The organism is Gilliamella sp. B3892, assembly GCF_026536305.1.
GTDB lineage: Bacteria > Pseudomonadota > Gammaproteobacteria > Enterobacterales > Orbaceae > Gilliamella.
Genome location: NZ_JAFNOK010000018.1, coordinates 1 through 25,760 on the forward strand (window position 1 = coordinate 1; position 25,760 = coordinate 25,760).

18 protein-coding genes and 3 tRNA genes are annotated in these 25,760 nt (G+C 39.1%); 16 read left to right on the top strand and 5 right to left on the bottom strand.

Translation table 11 applies throughout. From position 1 onward, the window contains the following. Positions 1 to 113: 113 nt before the first annotated feature. From J3U74_RS11970 to J3U74_RS11980, 3 genes are all read left to right on the top strand, one after another. A tRNA-Asp gene (locus J3U74_RS11970) sits at positions 114 to 190 on the top strand. 9 nt (positions 191 to 199) lie between these two features. Beyond that, positions 200 to 275, top strand: a tRNA-Trp gene (locus tag J3U74_RS11975). A gap of 134 nt (positions 276 to 409) precedes the next feature. Continuing rightward, the gene (locus tag J3U74_RS11980) at positions 410 to 748 is read left to right on the top strand and encodes a DUF413 domain-containing protein (protein WP_220218181.1); all 339 of its coding nucleotides are present in this window, start codon (positions 410 to 412) and stop codon (positions 746 to 748) included. A gap of 4 nt (positions 749 to 752) precedes the next feature. Here J3U74_RS11980 and J3U74_RS11985 read toward each other — a convergent pair whose 3' ends face one another. The 3 genes from J3U74_RS11985 to znuC all read right to left on the bottom strand — a co-directional run bounded on the left by J3U74_RS11985 (position 753) and on the right by znuC (position 3,985). Beyond that, a complete protein-coding gene (locus J3U74_RS11985; RefSeq protein WP_267329030.1) occupies positions 753 to 2,276 on the bottom strand; it encodes a YifB family Mg chelatase-like AAA ATPase in 1,524 nt (507 codons plus the stop codon). Positions 2,277 to 2,406: 130 nt separating this feature from the next. After that, complete coding sequence (gene znuB / locus J3U74_RS11990; protein ID WP_267329029.1) at positions 2,407 to 3,210, bottom strand: zinc ABC transporter permease subunit ZnuB; 804 nt, start codon at positions 3,208 to 3,210, stop codon at positions 2,407 to 2,409. Beyond that, positions 3,203 to 3,985: a zinc ABC transporter ATP-binding protein ZnuC gene (gene znuC, locus J3U74_RS11995; protein WP_267329028.1), complete on the bottom strand. Its 783-nt coding sequence runs from the start codon at positions 3,983 to 3,985 to the stop codon at positions 3,203 to 3,205. Before znuC ends, znuB begins: the two co-directional genes overlap by 8 nt. 94 nt (positions 3,986 to 4,079) lie before the next feature. Here znuC and znuA point away from each other — a divergent pair, with 94 nt between their 5' ends. The 9 genes from znuA (at position 4,080) to J3U74_RS12040 (ending at position 15,566) form a co-directional block, all read left to right on the top strand. Further along, positions 4,080 to 5,045 carry a zinc ABC transporter substrate-binding protein ZnuA gene (znuA, locus tag J3U74_RS12000; protein WP_267329027.1) on the top strand — a complete coding sequence of 322 codons (966 nt, stop codon included), beginning with the start codon at positions 4,080 to 4,082 and terminating at the stop codon, positions 5,043 to 5,045. Between the two features lie 28 nt (positions 5,046 to 5,073). Further along, entirely contained in the window at positions 5,074 to 6,435 is a 1,362-nt protein-coding gene (mepM, locus tag J3U74_RS12005) for a murein DD-endopeptidase MepM (protein WP_267329026.1), read from the top strand. Positions 6,436 to 6,556: 121 nt separating this feature from the next. Further along, positions 6,557 to 8,884: a bifunctional glycosyl transferase/transpeptidase gene (gene mrcB, locus J3U74_RS12010; protein ID WP_267329025.1), complete on the top strand. Its 2,328-nt coding sequence runs from the start codon at positions 6,557 to 6,559 to the stop codon at positions 8,882 to 8,884. A gap of 10 nt (positions 8,885 to 8,894) precedes the next feature. Next, positions 8,895 to 9,704, top strand: a complete 810-nt coding sequence (mutM, locus tag J3U74_RS12015; protein WP_220218174.1) for a bifunctional DNA-formamidopyrimidine glycosylase/DNA-(apurinic or apyrimidinic site) lyase — start codon at positions 8,895 to 8,897, stop codon at positions 9,702 to 9,704. A 436-nt stretch (positions 9,705 to 10,140) separates the two neighbouring features. Beyond that, positions 10,141 to 11,448, top strand: a complete 1,308-nt coding sequence (gene tolB / locus J3U74_RS12020; RefSeq protein ID WP_366939886.1) for a Tol-Pal system beta propeller repeat protein TolB — start codon at positions 10,141 to 10,143, stop codon at positions 11,446 to 11,448. Between the two features lie 159 nt (positions 11,449 to 11,607). Further along, on the top strand, positions 11,608 to 12,090 hold the full coding sequence (pal, locus tag J3U74_RS12025) for a peptidoglycan-associated lipoprotein Pal (protein WP_220218172.1): 483 nt from the start codon (positions 11,608 to 11,610) through the stop codon (positions 12,088 to 12,090). Positions 12,091 to 12,152: 62 nt separating this feature from the next. After that, positions 12,153 to 12,887 (top strand): tol-pal system protein YbgF, encoded by a 735-nt coding sequence (ybgF, locus tag J3U74_RS12030; protein WP_220218171.1) that lies wholly within the window; start codon positions 12,153 to 12,155, stop codon positions 12,885 to 12,887. Positions 12,888 to 13,021: 134 nt separating this feature from the next. Further along, positions 13,022 to 13,097 (top strand) — tRNA-Lys (locus J3U74_RS12035). Positions 13,098 to 13,448: 351 nt separating this feature from the next. Then, positions 13,449 to 15,566 (top strand): TonB-dependent receptor, encoded by a 2,118-nt coding sequence (locus J3U74_RS12040; RefSeq protein ID WP_267329023.1) that lies wholly within the window; start codon positions 13,449 to 13,451, stop codon positions 15,564 to 15,566. Positions 15,567 to 15,693: 127 nt separating this feature from the next. Here J3U74_RS12040 and pepT read toward each other — a convergent pair whose 3' ends face one another. Both pepT and J3U74_RS12050 read right to left on the bottom strand, forming a co-directional pair. Continuing rightward, positions 15,694 to 16,926, bottom strand: a complete 1,233-nt coding sequence (pepT, locus tag J3U74_RS12045; protein WP_267329022.1) for a peptidase T — start codon at positions 16,924 to 16,926, stop codon at positions 15,694 to 15,696. A 25-nt stretch (positions 16,927 to 16,951) separates the two neighbouring features. Beyond that, on the bottom strand, positions 16,952 to 18,511 hold the full coding sequence (locus J3U74_RS12050; RefSeq protein WP_220218168.1) for an AbgT family transporter: 1,560 nt from the start codon (positions 18,509 to 18,511) through the stop codon (positions 16,952 to 16,954). A gap of 410 nt (positions 18,512 to 18,921) precedes the next feature. On the opposite strand from J3U74_RS12050, the gene J3U74_RS12055 reads away from it, so the two are divergent. From J3U74_RS12055 to murJ, 4 genes are all read left to right on the top strand, one after another. Beyond that, positions 18,922 to 21,192, top strand: coding sequence for an aconitate hydratase (locus J3U74_RS12055; RefSeq protein WP_267329021.1), 2,271 nt, complete (start codon positions 18,922 to 18,924; stop codon positions 21,190 to 21,192). A gap of 20 nt (positions 21,193 to 21,212) precedes the next feature. Further along, on the top strand, positions 21,213 to 22,475 hold the full coding sequence (icd, locus tag J3U74_RS12060) for an NADP-dependent isocitrate dehydrogenase (RefSeq protein ID WP_267329020.1): 1,263 nt from the start codon (positions 21,213 to 21,215) through the stop codon (positions 22,473 to 22,475). Positions 22,476 to 22,494: 19 nt separating this feature from the next. After that, positions 22,495 to 23,850, top strand: a complete 1,356-nt coding sequence (locus J3U74_RS12065; protein ID WP_267329019.1) for a citrate/2-methylcitrate synthase — start codon at positions 22,495 to 22,497, stop codon at positions 23,848 to 23,850. 139 nt (positions 23,851 to 23,989) lie between these two features. Continuing rightward, positions 23,990 to 25,528, top strand: a complete 1,539-nt coding sequence (gene murJ / locus J3U74_RS12070; RefSeq protein ID WP_220218164.1) for a murein biosynthesis integral membrane protein MurJ — start codon at positions 23,990 to 23,992, stop codon at positions 25,526 to 25,528. Positions 25,529 to 25,760 lie beyond the last annotated feature (232 nt).

Genomic DNA, 25,760 nt, shown 5'->3' on the forward strand with positions numbered 1-25,760 from the left:
TGCCGAACTCAGAAGTGAAACGCCGTAGTGCCGATGGTAGTGTGGGTATTACCCATGTGAGAGTAGGGTGCCGCCAGACTTTTAATTTTATATATATACATACCAAATACGGTGGAGCGGTAGTTCAGTTGGTTAGAATACCTGCCTGTCACGCAGGGGGTCGCGGGTTCGAGCCCCGTCCGTTCCGCCACCTTTATTTAGGGGCGTAGTTCAATTGGTAGAGCACCGGTCTCCAAAACCGGGTGTTGGGAGTTCGAGACTCTCCGCCCCTGCCATAAATATGATAGCTTTGTCTTAATTTTAGTCGTTCGTTCATTTTTATCTTAGCAAATAAAAGAATTTTGTTTACAGATTTACTTAGTCAATTATAATTCCCGCCCAACTACTTTTACAATCTAGAGGATATAACATGGCTGAAAGTTTTATAAGTCAACAACGCTTTTTTGATAATAAGAATTATCCGAGAGGATTTTCCCGTCACGGTGATTTTACGATTAAAGAAGCGCAGATTTTAGAGAAATATGGATGTGCTTTTAGAGATCTGGATGCAGAAACTAAAAAACCTGTTACAGCTGAAGAAAAGTCTTTTGTTGCGGTTTGCAAAGGCAAAAAAGACGCATCTACTGATTTTGAAAAAACATGGTTAAAATACCTTTCTCGTATCAACAAACCAAAACGTTTTCACACACTATCAGGCGGGAAACCTCAAGTTGATGTGAACGATGATTTTGTCGATAGTGACGACTAATTGATTACCCAATGTTTTTATGTAATTGAATTAATAACCTATCCATAGAACGATAACTTAATGCTTCTGAAATATGTTGTCGTTCTATATTGACTGATGAATCTAAATCCGCAATAGTACGTGAGACTTTCAAAATTCGGTGCCACGCTCGTGCTGAAAGACCTAATTTAATCAAAGCTTGTTCCAAATACTCGTTATTCTCATCCGATAACAGACAATAATGTTTTATCTCATTTACGCTTAGCTGACTATTAAGCTTGTTATTCCTTCCTAATTGTATTTCTCTTGCTTTAAATACTCGCTGTTTTACGCTCTGTGTTGATTCAACTGCGATATTTTTCTGACTAAGTGTCCCTTTAGGTAATAATGGCACTTCGATAGAGATATCAAACCTATCTAAAAATGGCCCCGATAGCCGATTTAAATAACGCATAGTTTGTTGTGGCGTTGTTCTATTATGCGTACCTTGGTAATGACCAGTTGGGCTTGGATTCATAGCGGCAATAAGTTGAAATTTGGCAGGAAATTTTATTTTCGCATTGGCTCTTGAAATCACTATTTCGCCCGATTCAATCGGTTCCCTTAAGGCATCAAGCACTTTACGATTAAATTCCGGTAGTTCATCTAAAAATAGTACGCCATTATGTGCTAATGAAATTTCCCCCGGTTTAGGTATTGAGCCACCACCGACTAAGGCTGCGGTTGATGCGCTATGATGAGGCGCTCTAAACGGTCTTTGACGCCAATTTTTTATCGAACCATTAGGACTTACAAGACTAGTTATTGCAGCGCTTTGTAACGCTTCATCATCTGATAACGGCGGTAAAAGCGAAGTTAAACGTGTTGCTAACATTGTTTTACCTGTTCCGGGAGGACCAATTAATAATAGATTATGACCACCAGCAGCGGCAATTTCCAACGCTCTTTTAGCATGTTCCTGACCGACAATATCTTCTAATTTTTCCACTTGATTTCCAGTATCGTTATGATCACGATATTCAACCATGGGCAAATTGATTTCATTATATAAATATTGGCATAGTTGTAATAAATTAGTGGTGATTAATGTATTGTTATGGTGAATCAAAGATAATTCAGATTGATTTTCAGCTGAAATAATTAAAACACGATGATTTTTCTTTGATGCTATTGCCGCCGGAATTGCGCCTTTAACCGCTCTTATATCGCCCGAAAGCGCTAACTCACCTAAGAACTCATACTGTGCCAGATTATCTACCGGAATTTGTTCTGTAGCAGCTAAAATAGCGATAGCTATAGGTAAATCAAAACGACTTCCTTCTTTAGGAAGATCAGCGGGTGAAAGGTTAACGGTGATTTTCTTTGCCGGAAACGTGAAGCCGCTATTGATAATGGCGCTCCTAACCCGATCTTTTGCTTCTTTCACCGTTGCTTCAGGTAGCCCTACCAGCACAAAACCTGGCAATCCATTACTAATGTGTACTTCGACATTAATTTGCGGTGCTTGTATTCCGATAGAAGCACGGGTTGAGACAATCGCAAGAGACATAATTTGCACCATTAAGTATAAAAAACTTTCTTTAATTTATCGCGTTTAGATAAATATTAAGTTCAACTTAATGATAAATGCGACTTTGCTCGCAAAAAATGTTTTGTTTTTTCTTATTTATTGGTTATTTTTATTGGTTTTTTTCACTTAATAAAAACTTAGCTAAAAATAACGAAATAAAAAATAAACAAGTACCACTCAATACCACTGAAGGGCCTGTCGGTGTGTCATAAATAAGCGAAAAAACTAAGCCACCTATAACGGAAAGCATACCGATAATAATCGCAATAAGCGCCATTGCTTCAGGCGTTTTAGCATAATATTTTGCGGTGGCAGCGGGAATGATTAATAATGAAGTGATAATTAAAGCCCCGACAAATTTCATTGCTATGCCGATCGTCAAAGCCAATAATAGTGTTAACAGCAGTTTAGTAAATTGTATATTGATACCTTGAGTAAAGGCTAACTCTTCACTGACTGTTATGTATAGAAAATGATTCCAACGCCACAACAGCATTAAACCAATAAATAAAACACAAATTAAGATTTGGTATACATCGAGCATGGTGACAGCTAATAGATCACCAAATAGATAGCCCATTAGATCGATACGGATGCTATCCATTAAACTAATGACCACCAAACCTAGTGATAATGCACTATGCGCCAAAATGCCGAGTAGGGTATCAATCGGTAGTTGTTTTTGTGATTCCAACCACATTAACCCTAAAGCTAAAATCAACGTAACAAAAATAATGGCATAAAAAAGATTGATATTCAGCAAGAATCCAAACGCTACACCAAGTAAAGCTGCATGCGATAATGTGTCACCAAAATAGGACATCCTTCGCCAAACAACAAAGGTTCCTAATGGGCCAGTTACACAGCTTAAACACAAACCAGCTAATAAAGACGGGAGCAGTAACTCAATCATTATTTTTCCTTCCAAAATCAGGTAACTTTATCTGTTTAGTCTGTTCAACAGGTTGTTTACAGCAATCGTGTTGATGATTGTGATGATGTTTATATAAAGCAATTTGTGATGCGCCATGTTGACCGAACAAGGAGATAAACTCAGGATCGTTAGAGACAATAGCTGGCGTTCCGGAGCAGCAAATATGATGATTTAAACAAATTACCTCATCGGTTTTAGCCATAACCAAATGCAGATCATGAGAAACCATTAGAATACCGCAATTAAATACATTTTTAGCATCAGCAATAAGATCATATAACAAAACTTGCCCATTGACATCGACCCCTTGAGTTGGTTCATCAAGAATTAACAGTTTAGGCCGTTTTGCTAATGCTTGCGCAAGCAAAACCCGCTGAAGTTCACCACCCGATAACTGATGCATTGAGCGCTTAAATAAGTATTCAGCTTTGACCAAAGATAAAGTCTCTACAATGTCGTTTTTGCTTAATTGCTTATTTAAGCGCATAAAACGCTCAACGGTAATGGGTAAAGTTGGATTTAAGTTAATTGATTGAGGTACATATCCAATGGTTAAATTAGGCAAGCGTTCAATGGTACCGGAAGTATGATCCATTAACCCCAAGATCACTTTAACGAGGGTTGATTTACCTGCACCATTTGGGCCAAGTACCGTAATGATTTGATTAAGACTAATCGATAATGAAACATCATATAATATCTTTTGGTGGTTTATTTCGACCGACACATTATCAAGCTTGATTAATTGAGTCATATTATTGATAGCCCTTGCTGATCTAAATGTTATGTTATATTATAACAATTATGGGAATCTATTCTATCATATTTTATAAATATGGGATAATGATGTGAAAAATTATATCAATAAAAACATAAAACAATTAGCAAATTACTTGATGATCGTTGGTTTTAGCTTTGCTATTGGCGCAATGACCACTTACGCTCAAGCTAAAATTATATCATCTGTTAAACCTATCGGGTTTATCACAGAAGCTATTGCTTGGAATGTCACTGATACCGAAATTTTATTGCCCGACGGTGTTTCCCCGCATACTTATTCATTAAAGCCTTCAGATCTGCTAAAAATTAAAAATGCGCAATTAATTATCTGGGTTGGCGAAGATATGGAAACATTTATGCCTACCGTATTAAAAAATATCGATAAGCAAAAACAAATTGAACTTATGGATATTGCACAAATTAAACCGTTATTACGTACCAGTCATGAAGAGCATGACCATAACCATGATCACGATCATGCAGAAGATGACCTGTCAGAACATCATCATCGTGGCGAGTATGATGAACATATTTGGTTATCGCCAAAGATAGCTAGAGTGATTGCACAAACCATTCATGACCAACTTATTAAGTTATATCCCAATAAAAAAGTATTAATTGATGAAAATCTAAACAAATTCACAACAAAACTGGCAGATACAGAACAAATCATTGCAAAAAAAGTAATTAACGTACAAAATAGAGGATATTTTGTGTTTCATGATGCTTATGGGTATTTTGAATCACAGTTCGGATTAAAGAATCTAGGAAGTTTTACTATAAATCCAGCAGTCCAGCCTGGTGTTCAAAAATTGTATGCAATTCAACAGGAGTTAAAAGAACACCAAGCAGTATGTATATTTAAAGAACCACAGTTTAGCCCTGCAGTTATTGAAAAGTTAGTGAATGGAACTGATGTACGAATTGGAGAATTAAATCCATTAGGAACAGGCATTGCTGTAACAAAAGATGCTTATTCACAATTTTTATTAAAATTAACTGAGCAACTGTTGGATTGTTTGAATGATAAATAATTTAGATGATAAATAGTTAAGGTTAATTTTGGTACGGCAGATTAAATCACTTAATATTGAAAAGAATAAATTTAAAATTCCTTATTTTTCAATATTAGGATCTCTGGTTATTATTATCTTATTCATCCTATTATGGCGCCCATTAAATTTTGGACGTACTGTTTATGTTCCTTTAAATTCTCAGGCACAAACAACCGTTACTGATAAATCTGCGATAGATGTTGGTGAAGGGCGAGTTGAAATTGCCGAAGCTCAATCAAACTCTGACAATGTAACTGAGTCCTCAGATGAACCGGAAGATCAGATAGCTCCAGATGAAATTGATGAAATTATTGATGGCAAAGATAATAATACTGTTCAATATACGATTTCTCGTGGTGATACCTTACATGCGATTTTGTTACGTTATAATGTTAGCAAAAAAGATGTATTTTTGCTGACCAATAAATATAAACAACTGGCCAATTTAAGAATAGGGCAGCAAATCAGTTGGACAACGGATGATAATCATAATTTACAAAATCTGACATGGGCAATTTCCAGCAATAACATCCGAGTTTATGAGAAATCAGGTGATAAATTCGTTGAAACGTCCGAGACAGCAGAAAACGTTTCACAAGAAAATAAAGTCATAACCGGGGTTATCAAATCCAGTTTTGTGGCTGATGCGCGTAAAAGTGGCTTAACCAGTAATGAAATTGGTATTATCACACGTGCATTACAGTGGCGATTGGATTTTCGCAAACTGCAAATCGGCGATAAATTCTCAGTTGTCTTAACTCGTGAAAAGCACGGTGATCGCTTATCCAAAAGTCAGCTTCTGGGCGTTAGATTCAAAAATGGCACTAAAGATTATTATGCTATTTTAGCTGACGACGGCAAATACTATGATGTCAATGGTGCAAGTTTATCACAAAGCTTTTTCCGTTATCCGCTAGCCAAACAAGCTCGGGTATCTTCCGGCTTTAATCCTCGACGTTTACATCCTGTAACCAAAGTTGTCACACCTCATAATGGTGTCGATTTTGCCGTATCAAGGGGCACTCCTGTTTTATCTGTGGGAAATGGTGAAGTTGTTATCGCTAAATATAGCGGCTCAGCTGGTAACTATGTGGCTATCCGACATGGTCGCCAATATATGACAACTTACATGCATTTAGATAAAATTCTGGTGAAACAAGGGCAACAAGTGAAGCAGGGTGATAAAATTGGTCTATCTGGTAATACCGGGCGTTCAACCGGCCCTCATTTACACTTTGAACTGCATATTAACAACAAACCTGTTAACCCATTAACGGCAAGTTTACCGATCAATGAAGGTTTAACCGGTAAATCTAAAAAAGCGTTCTTAGCAAAAGTGAAACAGATCCAATCGCAACTAACGTTTTAACTTTGGCTTATAGATAATATATTGTGGGCGCGCCACTTTTTTACAAAAAGTTTGCAGATATCTGGCTAAAAAACTGTGTTATTATAAGCTAATTTTATACAGTGTAATTGTTAGGTGTAGTTTGAATAAATCAACCCAAAAAAAATCAGCTAAGAAAAAATCAAAAAATAAAAAGAGATCTTTATGGCGTCGATTTTGGTCATTAATCTTCAAACTTTTTTTGATTTTTATGGCCGTAACTGTTGTTTACGGCATCTATCTTGATCAACAAATTAAAGAGCGAATAGAAGGTAATGTTTGGGAATTACCTGCGGCAGTATATGGGCAAATTATCGACCTTGAACCGGATAGCGATTACAGTTTAAGTGATGTTGTGACCATGCTTAATGGCGCACAATATCGTCAGCAAGATAGTAAAGCAACCCGTCCCGGTGAATTCATTGTATCTAATGATGCGGTAGAAATTTATCGCCGACCATTCATGTTCCCTGACGGTGAAGAGCAAGCTTTTCGCGTTAGAATTACCTTTTATGATAACCGCATCGACCGCATCACAAATTTAGATACCGGACGAGATTTTGGTTTACTCAAAATCGATCCTAAATTAATCACCATGATGCATTCGCCTAATGGTGAGCAACGGCTATTTGTGCCATTAAAACAGTTTCCCGATTCGTTGTTACAAACACTCATTGCCACCGAAGATAAGCGTTTTTATGAGCATCATGGTATAAGTCTATACTCCATTGGTCGGGCTATTTATGTGAATTTAACCACCGGTCGCACCGAAGGTGGTAGCACCTTAACCCAACAGACAGTTAAAAATCTGTTTTTGAGCAATGAAAGGAGTTTAAGTCGTAAATTACGTGAAGCTTATATGGCGTTAATTTTAGATGCGCGTTATAGCAAAGAGCGTATTTTAGAACTCTATCTTAACGAAGTCTATTTTGGTCAAGCTGGTGCTGAGGAAATTCACGGATTTCCGTTAGCCAGTCTTTACTATTTTGGTCGCCCGGTTAATGAATTAACTTTAGATCAGCAAGCGGTATTAGTGGGTATGGTCAAAGGAGCATCGGTATATAATCCTTGGACTCAACCACAACAAGTTACCGAACGCCGTAATGTGGTGTTAAAACTGGCTCAGCAACAAGGTATTATCGATGAAGAGCTATACAATCTATTAAGTCAGCGCCCACTTTCGGTTTTACCTAAAGGCGGGGTGATTTCTCCACAACCTGCCTTTATGCAAGTTGTTCGAAGTGAACTGCGAAAACAGTTAGGGGATAAAGCAGATCATCTCTCCGGAATGAAAATTTTCACCACCTTCGATCCAGTGGCACAAGCTTCAGCTGAACAAGCGGTCACCAATCAGATTGAAACATTACGTAAATCGACCAGCAAAGATTTACAAACAGCTATGGTGATTGTCAGCCGTGAAACCGGTGAAATTCGGTCTATTATTGGTAGTGCTGAGCCTCGTTATCCTGGTTACAACCGTGCTTGGTTAACAAGACGAGCAATAGGCTCATTGGCAAAACCGTCAACCTATTTAACTGCGCTTGGGCAACCCGACCATTATCAACTTAACACTTGGCTTGATGATAGCCCGTTATCAATTAAGCTCGATAATGGTTCTTATTGGCAACCTAAAAACTACGACCGTAAATTTCGTGATCGAGTGATGTTGGTTGATGCTTTAGCACTTTCTCTTAATGTACCAACGGTCAATCTCGGTATGGCATTAGGGCTTGATGCGACCAAAAATACACTTCAATCGTTGGGCGTACCGTCTGACAGGATCCCTAATTTACCGTCAAGATTACTTGGTGCATTGGAATTAACACCACTTGAAACAGCGCAAATGTTCCAAACTATCGCAAATAATGGTAAGCGCTCACCATTAACAATTTTAAGATATGTATTGACTGATAAAGGCGAACTTGTTTATCAAAGCTACCCACAACAAATTCAAGCGGTATCTCAACAGTCGGCTTATCTAACAACTTACGCTATGCAACAAGTGGTCGCATCGGGAACATCTCGATCATTAAAAGCTAAATATGGCTCATTTAATTTAGCGGCAAAAACCGGCACAAGTAATGATTCACGTGATAGCTGGTTTACCGGGATTGACGGCAAAAATGTTGCGGTCATTTGGATTGGGCTTGATGATCATACACCAATGAAATTAACTGGTGCGACAGGTGCACTAAAAATTTATAGTGAATACTTACAAAACAATCCACCGAAACAATTGCTGCAACCGTTACCGCAAAATATCTTTACCATGCCTATCGACAGTAATGGTCAATGGCAATGCGACGGTAGCAGTGGAGGACGTACTTTACCGGTATGGACAACCAACCCGCAAAGCTTATGTTCAGCCAATAATGAATTGACGCCGACACAACAAGCGCCATCGTGGGTAACGGATATGTTTAACAACTAAGTGGAATATTATGCCTGAATTACCAGAAGTTGAAACAAGCCGACGAGGTATATTGCCTTACTTAAAAGGGCAAACTATCAAACAAATCATTGTTAGGCAGCCCAAATTGCGGTGGCCTATCGATGAGGCAATAAGTGGTGCGCATGGGCAAGTTATTTTAGATGTGCAACGGCGAGCAAAGTATCTGCTATTAAAGTTAACGCATAACTGGATAGTGATTCACTTAGGAATGTCAGGTAGCTTACGTATTTTGCAAAATCAACAAACTGTCCAAAAACATGATCATGTCGATTTGGTATTAGATAATGGCGTAATTTTGCGCTATACTGATCCACGTCGCTTTGGCTCATGGCTTTGGGCTGAATCTATCGATGATGTGACTCAGTTAAAACATTTAGGACCCGAGCCATTAGGTGATGAATTTTGTGCTAACTATTTATTAGACAAAGCCAAAAATCGCCAAGTGCCAATCAAAAACTTTATAATGGATAACCATATCGTTGTTGGCGTTGGCAATATTTATGCTTCTGAGTCACTATTTATGGCACACATTAATCCAAATCGAAAAGTGAATACCTTAAAACGGGCAGAATTTGAAAGATTAGTTGTAGCAATTAAACAGGTTTTGAATCAGTCTATAGAGCAAGGCGGTACGACGTTAAAAGATTTTCTAAAATCTGACGGTAAACCGGGTTACTTTGCTCAAGAACTACAAGTTTATGGGCGCTCAGGACAAGCGTGCTTAAACTGTAAAACTGAAATAAAATCAAAGCGTATAGGACAGCGTAATACCTTTTATTGCGAAACTTGCCAAAAGTAAGATTTGTGATGTCTATTTTTATTATATTAAGCAATACCGATCAATTTTCTTCATAGCTTCAATTAATTTTTTTATAAGTTTCTATTTTTTATTACAGATTTTTAAAAAAATATCTTCTTAAACACTTTAAACCTGACTTAAATCAGATTAGTATAAGCAAATAAATTAAAATAATAATATCAAATTCTAGACTGTTAAAAGTTAGTACCACAAAAAAACTGTAAACATATCGTAATTTTTTGTTTTAAATACTCTAGACTTGTTACTCAATATCGGCTATCTTTCTCGCTGAAAAAATATTTATATATGATAAAGGGTAATAACAGCTAATAATGAATGCGATATGTTAATTTTTTTAACAATTTGATGTTACATTTAATTGCGTTTTTAATTTATTAAATCAATGTATTTCGTTTTTATTAAGGAATTTAAGATGATCAAATTTGCTTCTCGCTTTTTGATAACTTGTTTTGTTTTATTTTATACAGTGATGTCTAATGCAGAAGTAAGGATTGTTATAACTGATGGTATAAGTTCTGCAAAACCAATCGCTGTTGTTCCCTTTACATGGATAGGAAGTGGAGAACCTCCACAAGTTATCAATGATATTATTGCTTCTGACTTGCGTAATAGTGGTAAATTTAACCCAATTGATGTTGCTTCAATGCCTCAAAGACCAACTACTGCCTCAGAAGTTAATCCGGCGCTTTGGCGTAATATTGGTATTACAGCCGTTGTCGTTGGTTCGATTCAACCTGATGCATCGGGCAAGTATAAAATTAACTACCAATTAATTGATACCGTCAATCGTCCTGGTGAAGTTTTAGCTGGCAATGAGTTTTCTATTGAAAAACGCTGGCTTCGTTATGCCGCTCACACTGCTAGTGATGAGATCTTTGAATCGTTAACCGGTATCAAAGGTGCCTTTAGAACTCGAATCGCCTATGTAGTGAAAACAACTAAAGGTCAATTCAAACATGAATTACGGGTATCAGATTATGATGGATATGATCAAGTCACGGTACATCGTTCAAAAGATCCCCTCATGTCACCAACATGGTCACCGGACGGTAAAAAGTTAGCTTATGTAACATTTGAAAATAATCGCACTTCTTTAGTATTAAAAACACTAGGTAGTGGAGCGGTTGAAACTCTCGCTTCGTTCCCACGACACAATGGCGCACCGGCATTTTCACCGGATGGCAGCAAATTAGCATTGGTGTTATCTAAAGACGGTAGCTTGAATTTATATGTAATGGATTTAAGATCGAAGAAAATCACGCGTATCACATCAGGCCGTAGTAATAATACTGAGCCATCTTGGATGCCAGATAATCAAACAATCGTTTATACTTCTGATCAGGCCGGTCGTCCACAGCTTTATACAATTAATATCAATACCGGTGAATCGCAACGTTTAACTTGGGAAAATACCCAAAATCAAAATGCACGTGTGGCGCCGGACGGTTCGTTTCTCGCTTTGATTTCAACCAATAATGGTGAGCAACATATTACTCGGTATGATTTCGCAACCAGTACTTATCAACGATTAACTGATACTTATTTGGATGAAACACCAAGTATAGCGCCAAATGGTACGATGATTATATATAGTTCATCTGAAGGTTTAGGGACAATTTTGAATCTTGTTTCGACCGATGGTAACTTTAAAGCAAAACTACCGGCAACTGACGGGCAAGTAACATTCCCGGCATGGTCACCTTATTTATTAGAGAACGGTTAAAATTTATTCAATATTATAATGATTAAAATTGTGTAAAGCTTAAGGTCGTTATAATATATAGCTCTAATCTTTCTAGTTAGTAACATCGATTACTTTGAAGTTGGTTAGAATTAAAAAATAATAAGTAACAATTTATTCAAACACAAAGGAGTTAATACAATGCAATTTTCTAAATTTCTTAAAGTAGCTGCGATTGCTTTACCATTAATCGCTGTAACTGCATGTTCATCTAATAGCAGCAACAAAAATGGTGGTAATGCTAACGCTACTTTAACACAACAAGCTTTAGAGCAACTTCAAAAATTACAACAAGTTAACACAGTATATTTCGATTACGATCGTTATGATGTTAAACCTGATTATACAACATTATTAAATGCGCATTCAGTATTCTTACGTACTTGGCCTCAAGTTTCTGTACAAATCCAAGGTCATGCCGATGAGCGTGGTACACCAGAATACAATATCGCATTAGGTGAGCGTCGTGCTAATGCTGTTAAAGCATACTTACAAGGTAATGGTGTTTCTGATTCTCAAATCACCGTTAGATCATATGGTAAACAAGAGCCAGCAGTGTTAGGTCACAACGAAGCAGCTTATGCTAAAAACCGTCGTGCTGTAATTGTATACCAAGCTTATTAATACCACTATATAACGGCTGATTTTCAGCCGTTTTTCTTAAGTTCACACCGAGTTGATATAATATGTATAAAAGAATATTCACGTTGTTCTTATTTCTTTCATTTGCAGGTTATGGTTGTGCTGCAGGTAGCTCAGATATCGATAGAACAGTTCAAGCACAAGGTCAATTACTTATACAGAATCAACAAAAAATAAGTGATTTACAGGCTGATGTCGATATGCTTCGCGGTCAATTAGAAGAGACCAGACATCAACTGAATCAGACCATAGAACGTCAGAAAATGATTTTACAGCAAATGACAAATGGTTCCGGATTCTCTTCTGGTGACAATACCTCTTCACAGTCCAATGATGGCGAACCAACTTCAAGCGCTATTCCCAATGATGCTTCAGGTGTTGTAGGTTGGACAACTTCAGGGAATGATAAAACAGATTACAATTTTATCGTTAAATTTGTTAATGATAGCCAACAAACTAATGACACCATTATTGCATTTGAAAGGTTTTTAAAAGCTTACCCAAAGTCTAATTACCGAGCTAATGCCAATTATTGGCTCGGGCAGCTTAACTATAAACAAGGTAACAAAGATAATGCATCATTTTACTATGCAACTGTAGTAAAAGATTTTCCAACTTCAGCTAAAGCTGCTGATAGCCTTTATAAAGTAGGGTTAATTTTACTTGATAAAGGTGATAAGAAAAATGCAAAAGCTGTTTTTCAACAAGTCGTTAGTAAATACGCTAAAGATAAAAATATCGCTGATTTAGCGAGAAAGAAACTCGCTTCGTTGAAATAAAGTGTATAAATAACCAGCTATCAAACAAAAATAGTAATAAAAGGGTTGCGAAGCTTGATAATTATAAGTATTATAGCAACCCGAAATTGCTTGAAGCCTTAATCAATAAGACGTCAGTAATTCTATTCAAAAATGGGTTGTTAGCTCAGTCGGTAGAGCAGCGGACTTTTAATCCGTTTGTCGAGCGTTCGAATCGCTCACGACCCACCACTTTCCTCCTTCAATATTTTACATTATCAAGCAACGATAAAAATTATTGTGATAAAGCGAGTTCTCTTGTCATTTTATTTAAAACGAATGGTATATCGCTTGCTGACCGATCATGCCAACCAATGCTAAATTCTTTGTTGGTTAATGATATCTTATAAAACTTCCCGCATTTTTGTATTTACCACAGCCATGTCAAAATAATATTTTATATCAATAAATTAAACGTAACACTGCATAGTGAATTGGTTAAAAAATATAAAATAAGTTGCAATGCAAATAATAATCATTATCATTAATTGTGAATCAAGTCGTGAATGAAATCACTTATAACAATCGATGATAGGATAAACAATGAAATTAGTTAATCAATTAACCGTATTAGGGGTATTAGGTACAGCCTCTTTTATCGCAACTGCACAAGACCAACAGGAAGATGAGGCTAAGATTGAAACAATGAAAGTTGTTGCCACCATTACCGATAGTCATGATCAACGGCTAAAAAAATCAGCAACCGCAACCAAAATGCCTCTTGATATCAAAGATATTCCTCAAACAATAAACGGTATTAACCTTGAACAAGAAAAAATTTATGGGCAAAACGATTTAAGTGTACTGGTGAATAAGTTGCCCGGTGTTGATACCACTTATGATATGCGTGATGAAGGCATAAAAATCAGGGGATTTTCGCCAAGTTCGGGTGATATTTATCGTGACGGTGTACGAGCCAGTGGTCAGGTCAGACAAAGTACTGCCAATATTGAACGTGTAGAAATATTAAAAGGTCCAGCCTCTGTGCTTTATGGGCGTGGATCGGGTGGCGGTATTGTGAATATGATTAGTAAACAAGCTAATTTCGATTCTCCCACCACATTGAGTTTGCGTGGTGGTTCATGGGATAAATACGGCGGTATGGTTGATATCAATCAGGTGTTAACCGACAAATTGGCAATACGGATGACTATCGATCATCAAACTGACCATAGTTTCCGTAAAGGCATTAAGCAACGAGATACCATGGTATCGCCAAGTATACTGTATGATAATCTCGACGGGTTTAGTTGGTTAGTACAATATACCCATGATAATTTATGGCGCCGTCCGGATAGAGCACCGGCATATTATGATTTACCGAAAGGCGTATCGATAAAAACTGCTTATGCGCACCCGGATGATTATGTGAAAGATAATTATCGTTCATTACGTTCAGTCATGGGGTTTGAATTAAATTATGATTGGTCGCTTAAATTAACCAATCAATACCGCAAAGCTTCACAAAATTTTGACCATATTTATGGTGGGAGTTATTGTTCGGTAAATGGTCAATTGAGTAATGGTAAAGCCTGCAACTATCCCGGTAAATTACAATTTCGACGAGCATGGCAAGAAACGGCTAACATAACCTATAGTAATACGCTTGATTTAATGGGCAAGTTTAACACCGCTAGTATTGAGCATGAAATGTTAGTTGGAATTGAATACAACATTGAAAAACGCCAACCCAGACTTGCTTTAACCAGTGCTTATCCGGAAGTGGTCGATCCATTTCATCCTCACTGGTACTCAAAAAAGTCACATTACAATAAATTGAATACAAAAACGAATCACAAAGCGATTTCTAAAGGGCTATATTGGCAAGATTTAATCAGCTTTACAACCCAGTGGAAGTTACTTGCCGGATTGCGTTATGATAATTATGAATTTGCCTCCAATGATGAACTAAAACATCAACGTCGCTCCTATAGCGGTCATTCATTAAGCCCAAGAGTTGGTTTGATTTGGCAACCAATCGAATCGCAAAGCCTTTATGCCTCTTACAGTAAAAACTTTTCGCCGTATGGCGGACGTGGGTTAATTACCCTCTCTACTGACCCCAAAACGGTTTATGATGATAAACCCCAATATTCACGCCAATATGAAATTGGCATTAAAAGCGATTGGTTAGGTGATAAGCTCTCATCTCAAATCGCCCTTTATGATCTTGAACTTTACAATGTGCGCTATCAACCTGATGCTGTCAACGATCCTTATAATTGGCAGGTTAGAGGTAGCGATCGAAGCCAAGGTGTGGAGTTTAGCCTAATTGGTCAACTCAGCTCATCATGGTATATCAATAGCGGTATAGGCTATCAGCAGGCGAAAGTGCATAAAGATAACAAAAACCCGGCTAATAAAGGCAAATATTTATCCAATACAGCCAAACAGAGCGGTTATGTCAACGTTCGATACCTACCTGCCGAAAATTGGTTTACCGAGCTGGAGTTTAATTATAAAGGCTCAATGTATAACGATGACAAAAATCTCTATAAGCGAGCAGGATATGGCTTATGGAATGGTGCTATCGGTTATCAAAGCAAATCGTACGATATTACGCTAGCTGTGACTAATTTATTCGGTAAAAAATATTGGCGCTCAAATAGCATGCCCGGCACACCAAGAGCCTTTTTGCTGACAGCCAGTTACAAGCTATAACACCTAAAAAGTCTTAAGGTGATTATCTAAAGATCAAATTGCCTTAAACTACCCATGACGTTTCAAACAATTAATATAAACAAAGAGGGAAGTGCTTCCCTCTTTAAGAAGATTATTGCCGATAAGATTACTGCCCTTTTGCAGACAGCTCAATGATTTTCATTGTGACTTCAAACGATTTCAAAAAAGAAGATAGCGGTAAAAACTCAAAACATGAGTGGAAATTGTGTGCACCGGTAAAATAATTTGGTGTCGTTAACCCACGTGCTGATAACGCTGAACCGTCTGTTCCTCCTCGCATGGCAATGGTATTAGGCTTAATACCGAGCAATTCAAAGGATTGATAAATGAGATCAATACAACGGCGATCTTCACCTAAATAGTTAGCAATATTGCTATAGGTATCGGTAATATGACATTCGATTTTGGCTTTTGGATATTTAACCCGAATTAACTTAATCACCTCTTGAATATAGGCTTTACGAGCTTGATAGCTGGCTAAATCAAAGTCTCGAATACTCATTTTTAACGTAGTGGTGCTTTGATTGCCAACAATATCATTAAACCAATAATAGCCCTCTTTACCTTCAGTGTGCTCAGGCGTCTGGAAGCTATCAAAGCAGTTAATAATATCGTTAGCGACTCGAATTGGATTGACCAACACATTTTTGGCTGACATAGGGTGAGCTGATACCCCTTGAATTTCAATGGTTGCTGAACCTGCATTAAAGGTTTCATACACCACTTCACCCAGTTCGCAACAATCAATGGTATAAGCAAAATCAGGTTTAAAACGTGTTAAATCAAGTTTTTTGGCACCGTTAAGCCCCACTTCCTCATCAGGCACAAAAGCAACATAGATATCGCCATGCGGGCGGTTTTGTTGTTGTAACTGATCTAACATGGTCATTATCACGGCAATAGCGGCTTTATTATCCGCCCCAAGTACACTTGTGCCGTCGGTGACAATTAACTCTTGATTAAGATATTTCATCAATTCAGGGTGCTCATCAACGCAAAACCAGATCGCTTTTTCTTTGTTTAATAAAATATCTTGACCGGTGAAAGTGACACGCTGAGGGTTAATCTTATCTGAAAGCGCCACATCAACGGTATCAAGGTGGGCGACAAAACCAATATTTGGGGCAGAAGGATCATTACCGGCTAATTTTGCTGTAACAATACTGTGTTCATCAAGATGCACATCTTGTAAATTCAGTTGCAATAACTCTTGCTCAAGTAATTTGGCAAGCTGTGTTTGTCCCGGTGTTGAAGGAACATGAGCACACCCCGCTGCACTTTGGCTGGGAATGCTGACATAACGTAAAAAACGTTCAACTAATTGTTCAGTCATATTCATAATTTGTTTGCGTCCTTATCAATAATTAACTTTCGATTGGCGGATAGACATAACCACTATCAAAACCAATTGGAATACCTAAAAACCAAAATAGCAGTAAGTTTATCGTCAAAGCAATCAGTAAGGCTGCGGTATAAGGGATCATCATCGAACTTAATGTACCCACGCCGGTTTGTTTGCAGTACTGTTGGCAATAAGCAATGATTAACGGATAAAAAGCAAACATTGGCGTACTGACATTAACCGCTGAACTGATGCGATAAGCGGCTTGCGTCAATTCCGGCGATATGCCAACTGACATCAACATAGGTACAAAAATTGGCGCTAAAATTGCCCATTTTGACGACGCTGATGTAATTAATACATTAAGCATACTGGTTAAAATAATCACCCCAAAAATGGTGACAACTGAAGGCAGATGTAATGCTTTTAAAAACTCAGCCCCGCCGATAGCAATTAACGTTCCGATTTGAGAGAGTGAAAACACATATAAAAATTGGGCACAAAAGAAGGCAAACACAATAAATGGAATCAGTGATTTAATAATATTTTCCATTGATTTTACAATATCACGTGACGATTTAAAGGCGCCAGTGATAAACCCATGAATCAAGCCCGGAATCGCAAAAAAGACAAATAATAGCGGAACGATAATTTGCATGATCGGCGCTTGATTACTGGTCATACTGCCGTCCGGCGCACGTAATAACGAGTTTTTCGGTAATAAAAGTAAAACTAAGCCAATGGCGATAATTAAAAAAACCACAGAAGCGACTTTAAAAGCACGATTTTCAATTGGCGTGATTGCCGGTGAATCAGCAATATTATCTAACTGTAGATCTTTATTTAATGGCATGGTTGCTTGCAAACGTGGCTCAACAATTTTATCGGTGACAAACCAACAAGCAATTAAGACAAAAAACGTCCCACCAAAACTCAAAAAGTAGTTACAAAGCACATTGACTTGATAACTAGGATCAATAATTTCCGCCGCACTTTGCGTAAAGCCTTGCATAATGGGATCGATAATTGACGGCGTATAGCTCGAACTAAAACCGCCGGCTAATCCGGCAAATGCAGCGGCAATACCGGCAAGTGGATGACGGCCGGTTGCATAAAACATCATTGCTGATACCGGCATTAAAATCACATAAGCCGAATCTGATGCAATATGGCATACCATACTGACAAAAATAACCGACGGGGTCACTAATTTTTTGGGTGTGACCGCTAACAACTTTTTAAGTAGCACATGGATATAGCCACTACTTTCGGCAATACCAATCCCTAAAGTGGCAACGATAGTGATACCGAGTGGCGGAAAGGAGACAAAATTGTTCACCATTTTGGTTAAAAATACCACCAGATGATCCGGCGATAGCATATTAACGACTGCTACTTTTTGCTGGGTAACCGGATTGATGTAGTCAAAGCTCACAAAAGACAGGAGGCAAGAAGCCACAAAACAGATAACTAAAGCGTAGAAAAACAGCGTTGTTACATCCGGAATTTTATTACCAATTCGTTCAATAGTATTTAAAAAACCGCCACTAGGTATTGGCGATTGATTTTTTGTTTGATTCATAAAAAAAGTACGTTTGAATAGTGTTCGGAAAGACAATTTAGCATAGATTAATTATACAGGCAAACAAGGCTTTGAGCGTCTTTTTTATACTCAAACGTAGGTAATTTCTGAAACTTTTTTACATTATTATTACTTATGAAAAAGCCTATTTTTATATTTTCTTTGATGAGCTTAATCCTCAATAATTCGATAGTATATTTCTCAAGGCGGTGTAAATGCTGGTATTAGCTCAATTTCAGCGATTAAACCGTTGCTCGTCACTAATAATAAATTTTCATTGAGTCCGATTGCATTAAAAAAATTTGGTGCTATAGTGTGTGAATATTTAGTCACAAAAATGGCATAAATATGCAGTTTGAAAATAAATGATATTTCACGAAGTATGATATATAAGCAGTGAGGTTTTTATTATGGTTTTCGATCTCGATTTAATTAAACGCATCTATCAGCACTATCCACAAAAACTTGACCACATCCGCCAAACTATCGGAAACCCCTTAACCCTAACCGAAAAGATCCTCTATACCCACCTTGCCGAAGGCGAGAAACTCAAAGCTTATCAGCGAGGTGAGGATTATGTAAATTTTTCCCCCGACCGTGTGGCAATGCAAGATGCCACAGCACAAATGGCGCTTTTACAATTGATGAATTCCGGGCGTAACAAAGTTGCTGTGCCTTCTACCGTTCACTGTGATCACCTGATTCAAGCTTACAAAAATGCTTATGATGATCTGATTGTTGCGCAAAGCAATAATCAAGAGGTCTATCAATTTTTACGGGATGTATCAAACAAATACGGCATCGGTTTTTGGAAACCCGATGCCGGCATTATTCATCAAGTTGTTCTTGAAAATTATGCCTTTCCCGGTGGAATGATGATAGGCACTGATTCGCATACCCCAAATGCCGGTGGGCTATCTATGATAGCTATTGGTGTTGGCGGGGCGGATGCTGTTGATGTTATGGCGGGCATGCCGTGGGAACTAAAAATGCCAAAAATTATTGGCGTAAGGCTAACCGGTAAATTATCCGGCTGGGCTTCACCTAAAGATGTGATTTTAAAACTGGCTGGGATCTTAACGGTAAAAGGGGGCACCAACTCAATTATCGAGTATTTTGGCGAAGGTGCATCATCGTTATCGGCAACTGGCAAAGCGACTATTTGTAACATGGGCGCCGAAGTGGGTGCCACCACCTCTATTTTTCCTTATAGCCAAAAATCAGCCGACTATTTAGCGATGACAGGGCGGCAAGAGGTGGTGGATTTAGCTCAAGATTTAATGAACTGCTTTAATGCCGATCCGGCCGTGTTAGCGCAACCGGCAAACTACTATGATCAGGTCATCGATATCAACCTGTCTGAACTCGAGCCTTATGTTAATGGTCCATTTACCCCCGATCTGGCCTATCCGATCTCAACCTTAGCTGCTGCTGTAGCGGAGCACAATTATCCCGATAACATGGAAGTTGGCTTGATTGGCTCATGTACTAACTCATCGTATGAAGATATGATGCGGGCGGCATCAGTGCTTGATAGCGCTAATCAATTAGGGCTTAAAGTGCAAGCGAAATTGATCATCAATCCCGGCTCAGAGCAAGTAAAATATACTTCACAACGAGACGGCATTTTACAGCGTTTTGAGCAAGCCGGGGCGGCAGTTATGGCAAATGCTTGTGGTCCTTGTATCGGTCAGTGGCGGCGTGATGATGTGGCAGATGAACATAAAAATGCCATTGTTACGTCATTCAATCGTAATTTTGCCAAACGTAATGACGGTAGCCCAAATACCTATGCTTTTGTCTGTTCACCGGAAATTGTGGTGGCATTATCGATTGCCGGCAAGCTAAGCTTCAATCCACTCACTGATAGCCTTGTTAATCAACAAGGACAACAAGTTAAACTGCCGGAGCCTTTTGGGGATGAACTACCCAAACAGGGATTTGCTGTTGATGATGCCGGCTATATTGAGCCACTAGCTGACGGTAGCCACATTACCATTCACATCGCCCCAAATTCAGAGCGGTTACAGCAATTAGCGCCTTTTTTACCCTGGGACGGACAAGATATTGTATCGCAACCGCTGTTAATTAAAGTCGCCGGCAAATGCACAACAGATCATATTTCAATGGCTGGTCAATGGCTTAAATTCCGAGGGCATTTAGATAACATTGCTAACAATATGCTAATTGGCGCGGTTAATGCCTTTAATCAAAAAACCAATTGTGTGTTAGATGCACAAACCGGCGAGTATATGCCCGTTCCGGCCTTAGCCCGAAAATTGAAAGCCCAAGGTTTAGGCTCGATTGTTGTTGCCGAAGAAAACTACGGCGAAGGATCCTCACGTGAGCACGCTGCTATGGAGCCTCGTTTTTTAAATGTAAAAGCCATTGTGGTTAAATCATTTGCTCGCATTCATGAAACCAACCTTAAAAAGCAAGGCATGTTAGCGTTGACCTTTGTTGATAAAAATGACTACGACAAAATTCGGCAAGATGACCAAATCAGTATTACCGGCTTAATTGATTTTGCGCCGGGCAAAAATCTAACCTTAACGCTTCACCACCAAGACGGCACCACTGACAGTTTTGCCGTTGCGCATACTTACAATCAAGCACAAATTGAGTGGTATAAAGCAGGCAGTGCCCTAAATAAGCTAAAAGCCCAAATTAACCACAATTAAACATAACAGGGAGAAACCCGATGAAACAGCAAGTTTTAATTGAAAAAGGACAGTTAATCGTACCAAATCATCCGACCATTCCTTTTATTGAAGGTGACGGCGTGGGCAAAGAGATATGGGCAGCAGCCAAAACGATATTTGATACTGCCGTTAAAAAAGCTTATCACGGCGAGAAAAGCGTACAATGGTGCGAAGTGCTGGCGGGCGAAAAAGCTTACAACCTCACCGGTAGCTGGCTTCCGCAAGAGACTATCAATGCCTTTAAACACTATCTTATCGGGATCAAAGGTCCATTAATGACACCGGTTGGTGAAGGAATTCGTTCACTTAATGTGGCATTACGGCAAGAATTAGATCTGTATGTCTGTTTACGACCTGTGCGCTGGTTTAAAGGGGTAGAGTCACCGATTAAACATCCGGAAAAGGTCAATATGACTATTTTTCGGGAAAACACCGAAGATATTTATGCGGGCATCGAATGGCAACAAGGCACCCCCGAAGCCGAAAAATTCTATCAATTTTTATCGACGCAAATGGGCGTTAACAAAGTGCGATTTCCGAAAACCTCATCATTTGGGGTTAAACCAGTATCGATTGAGGGATCGCAGCGATTAATCCGTGCAGCGATAAAATACGCCTTACAACATCAATTACCGTCAGTCACATTAGTGCATAAAGGCAACATTATGAAATTTACCGAAGGTGGATTTAAACAATGGGGATATGCCTTAGCCGAAAGCGAGTTTGCCAATGAAGTATTTACCATGAATCAATATGCCAAAATGGCCAAAGCTAATGGTCAAGCTCTTGCCGATGAAGCCTTACAAGCGGCCAAATCATCCGGCAAACTGATTATAAAAGATGTGATTTGTGATGCCTTTTTACAAAATACGCTGCTTAAGCCACAAGATTACAGCGTTGTGGCTACCTTAAATCTTAATGGTGATTACATCTCCGATCAACTTGCCGCTCAAGTTGGTGGCATTGGCATTGCACCGGGGGCAAACATTAACTATCTGACCGGGCATGCGATTTTCGAAGCAACGCACGGCACAGCACCGGATATTGCCGGGCAAAATCAAGCCAATCCATCCTCGCTGTTATTATCGGGCGTGATGATGTTTGATTATCTAGGTTGGTATGAAGTAGGGCAACTGATTACTCAAGCTATGGAAAAACTATTTCAGCAAGGAAAAGCCACAACAGACTTAGCCCGCTTTATGCAAAATGGGCAACCCTTATCCACAAGTCAATTTACCCAAGCGGTAATTGATAACTTATAAAACAAGGGCGGTAAACAAAATGAAAGAGAAGTTTTTGGTTTATAAATTATCTGAAACCATTAAAAACACCAGCAAAATTGAGTCGCAGCTATTCGAAAAATTCAATGTCAAACGTGGTTTACGTAATGCTGATCACACAGGTGTACTGGTTGGATTAACTAAAATCGGCGACGTGCTAGGCTATGAGCGGTTAGATAATGGTGTATTAAAACCGATTGACGGAAAATTATTGTATCGTGGGATTAATATTGACGATCTGGTACATAATGCTCAAAAAGAGCAGCGCACAGGCTTTGAAGAGACCATTTATCTGCTTTTATCCGGCTATTTACCGGATGCGGAAGAACTGCGTGACTTTTCCCGATTACTTTGCGAATCAATGGCGCTGGAAAAACAGACCAAAATTGCCATTATGCAGCTCGAAGGTCACGATGTGATGAACATCTTAGCAAGAACCGTGCTGGAAATGTACACCCATGACCCACAGGCAGATGACACCTCTCGAGACAATTTAATGCGCCAATCAATTGACTTAATTGCCAAATTTCCGGCGATCATTGCTTATGCCTATAACATGTTAAGCCATAGCGCCAAAGGCAAATCGTTACATATTCGCCACCCGCATGAAGATTTTTCTATCGCTGAAAATTTTTTATATATGATGAAAGGCTCCGGAGGTTATACGCAACTTGATGTGAAAGTATTAGATCTCGCCTTGATAATTCATGCCGAACATGGCGGCGGGAATAACTCAACCTTTACCGTACGGGTGACCAGTTCAACCGGCACCGATACTTATTCCTCAATTGCTGCCGGTATCGGCTCGTTAAAAGGACCCTTGCATGGTGGGGCAAATTTGCAAGTCGGCAAAATGCTCAAACACCTCGCACAACAGATCCAAGATTGGACTGATGTTACCGAAATTGATAACTACTTAAAACGCATCTTAAATAAAGAAGTGTTCGACCAAAAAGGGCTGATTTATGGCATTGGACATGCGGTTTACACTGTATCCGATCCACGAGCCGTGTTACTTAAAGAAATGGCGTACGAACTGGCTAAAGAGAAGGGACGAGTAAAAGAGTATGATTTTTTAAACTTGCTTGAACAACGAGCCATTAATGCCATTGTTAATCGAAAAAACGCCCGAACCAAAAAACAGGTCTGCGCTAATGTCGACTTTTATTCCGGATTTGTCTATGACATGATTGGCTTACCGAAAGAGGTCTACACCCCGTTATTTGCCATGTCCCGAATTGTCGGTTGGTGTGCACATCGAATTGAAGAGCTCAATTTTGATGACCGCCGAATTATTCGACCTGCCTATAAAAACATCGGTCAGCTTAAACCATTTATTCCTCTTGAAGATCGTTAATGTTATCCGCCGTCAGCACACTGCTGACGGTAAAATCGAAACCAGCGCTTATAAAAAAAGCATGGTGCTTTAAAGCAATAGTTTGTAGACTATGTATCATTATCTGTTCCAACCCTTTAAGATTGTATAAAAATCATCTATGAATCTTTTAAAATCTTTAGCAACAGTCAGTTCAATGACAATGGTATCACGAGTATTAGGCTTTGTGCGTGATGCAATTATCGCCCGCTTTTTTGGCGCCGGCATGGCAACTGATGCTTTTTTTGTTGCTTTTAAACTGCCTAATTTATTAAGACGTATTTTTGCTGAAGGCGCTTTTTCGCAAGCATTTGTTCCAATCTTAGCGGAATATAAAAATCAGCAAGGCATCGACGCTACCCGCACCTTTGTCGCTTATGTATCAGGCTTATTAACACTGGTACTGGCGCTGGTCACCTTAATTGGTGTGCTCACCGCCCCTTTTATCATTATGTTAACTGCGCCGGGATTTTTGGAAGATTCGACCGAAAAATTTGAACTTGCCACCACCTTATTACGGCTCACCTTTCCTTATATCTTTTTTATATCACTAGCATCGCTGGTTGGGGCAATTCTTAACACCTGGAATCGATTTTCAGTTCCGGCCTTTGTGCCCACGCTGCTTAATATCAGCATGATAATTTTCACGCTCTTTCTCACCCCTTATTTCGATCCGCCAGTATTGGCATTGGCGGTATCTGTTGGAGTTGGAGGCATATTACAACTCCTTTATCAGCTCCCTTATTTAAAAAAAATAGGCATGTTAGTCTTGCCACGCATCAGCTTTAAAGACAGCGGCGTATGGCGAGTTTTAAAACAAATGGGACCAGCGATTTTAGGCGTTTCAGTGGGGCAAATCTCACTGATTATCAACACCATTTTCGCCTCGTTTTTAGTATCGGGATCAGTTTCGTGGATGTATTATGCCGACCGATTAATGGAGTTCCCCGCAGGCGTACTCGGCGTAGCGTTAGGCACAATACTATTACCGTCATTAGCAAAAAGCTTCACAAACGGCGATCAAAAGCAATACAGCGAGCTATTAGATTGGGGATTACGCTTATGCTTCTTACTCGCTCTACCTAGTACTGTCGCTTTAGGGGTCATATCAGGCCCATTAATCTCAACCCTATTTGAGTACGGACACTTCACCTTAACTGACACCTTAATGACACAACGGGCATTAGTTGCCTACTCAATAGGCTTGCTTGGACTGATATTAATCAAAGTACTGGCGCCGGCTTTCTATTCCCGACAAGATATCAAAACACCGGTAAAAATCGCCATAATAACCCTTATCTTAACCCAACTGATGAACTTGATTTTTATTGGACCACTACAGCATGCCGGACTCTCCTTATCAATCGGACTGGCTGCATGTTTTAATGCCGGATTACTCTTCTGGCAATTACGCAAAAAGCAACTCTACCAACCGCAACCGGGTTGGTATCTATTCTTAACCCGAGTGATCATCGCAGTCATACTCATGTCAGCCGTATTATGGTTTGGCGCACAACTCCTACCAAATTGGTCAACCGGAACAATGCTAATGCGTGTAGGACGATTACTCTTATTGGTAATCGCCGGCATAATCATCTATTTTGCCGCATTAATGGCAATGGGATTTAAAATAAAACATTTTATAAAACGGATTGATTAGGGGTAAGAAGTTGTAGGTTTTTATCTGTGGGGGGGTGATCTGTAGGTTTCGGACGCTGGAAATTAGTTGATATTTTCATTTCGGTGTCTGCGTCCGAATTAGGGGGATTTGGTGCGAAATCCCCCTAATAACCCCCACGCAGCACCGCCCAAAGCGGTCTTCGACTGCCCTCCGCCTTCGTTCGGTCTTAACGCACCGGCGCTGATTTGTTCCGGACAAAGCAGCGCCTCGC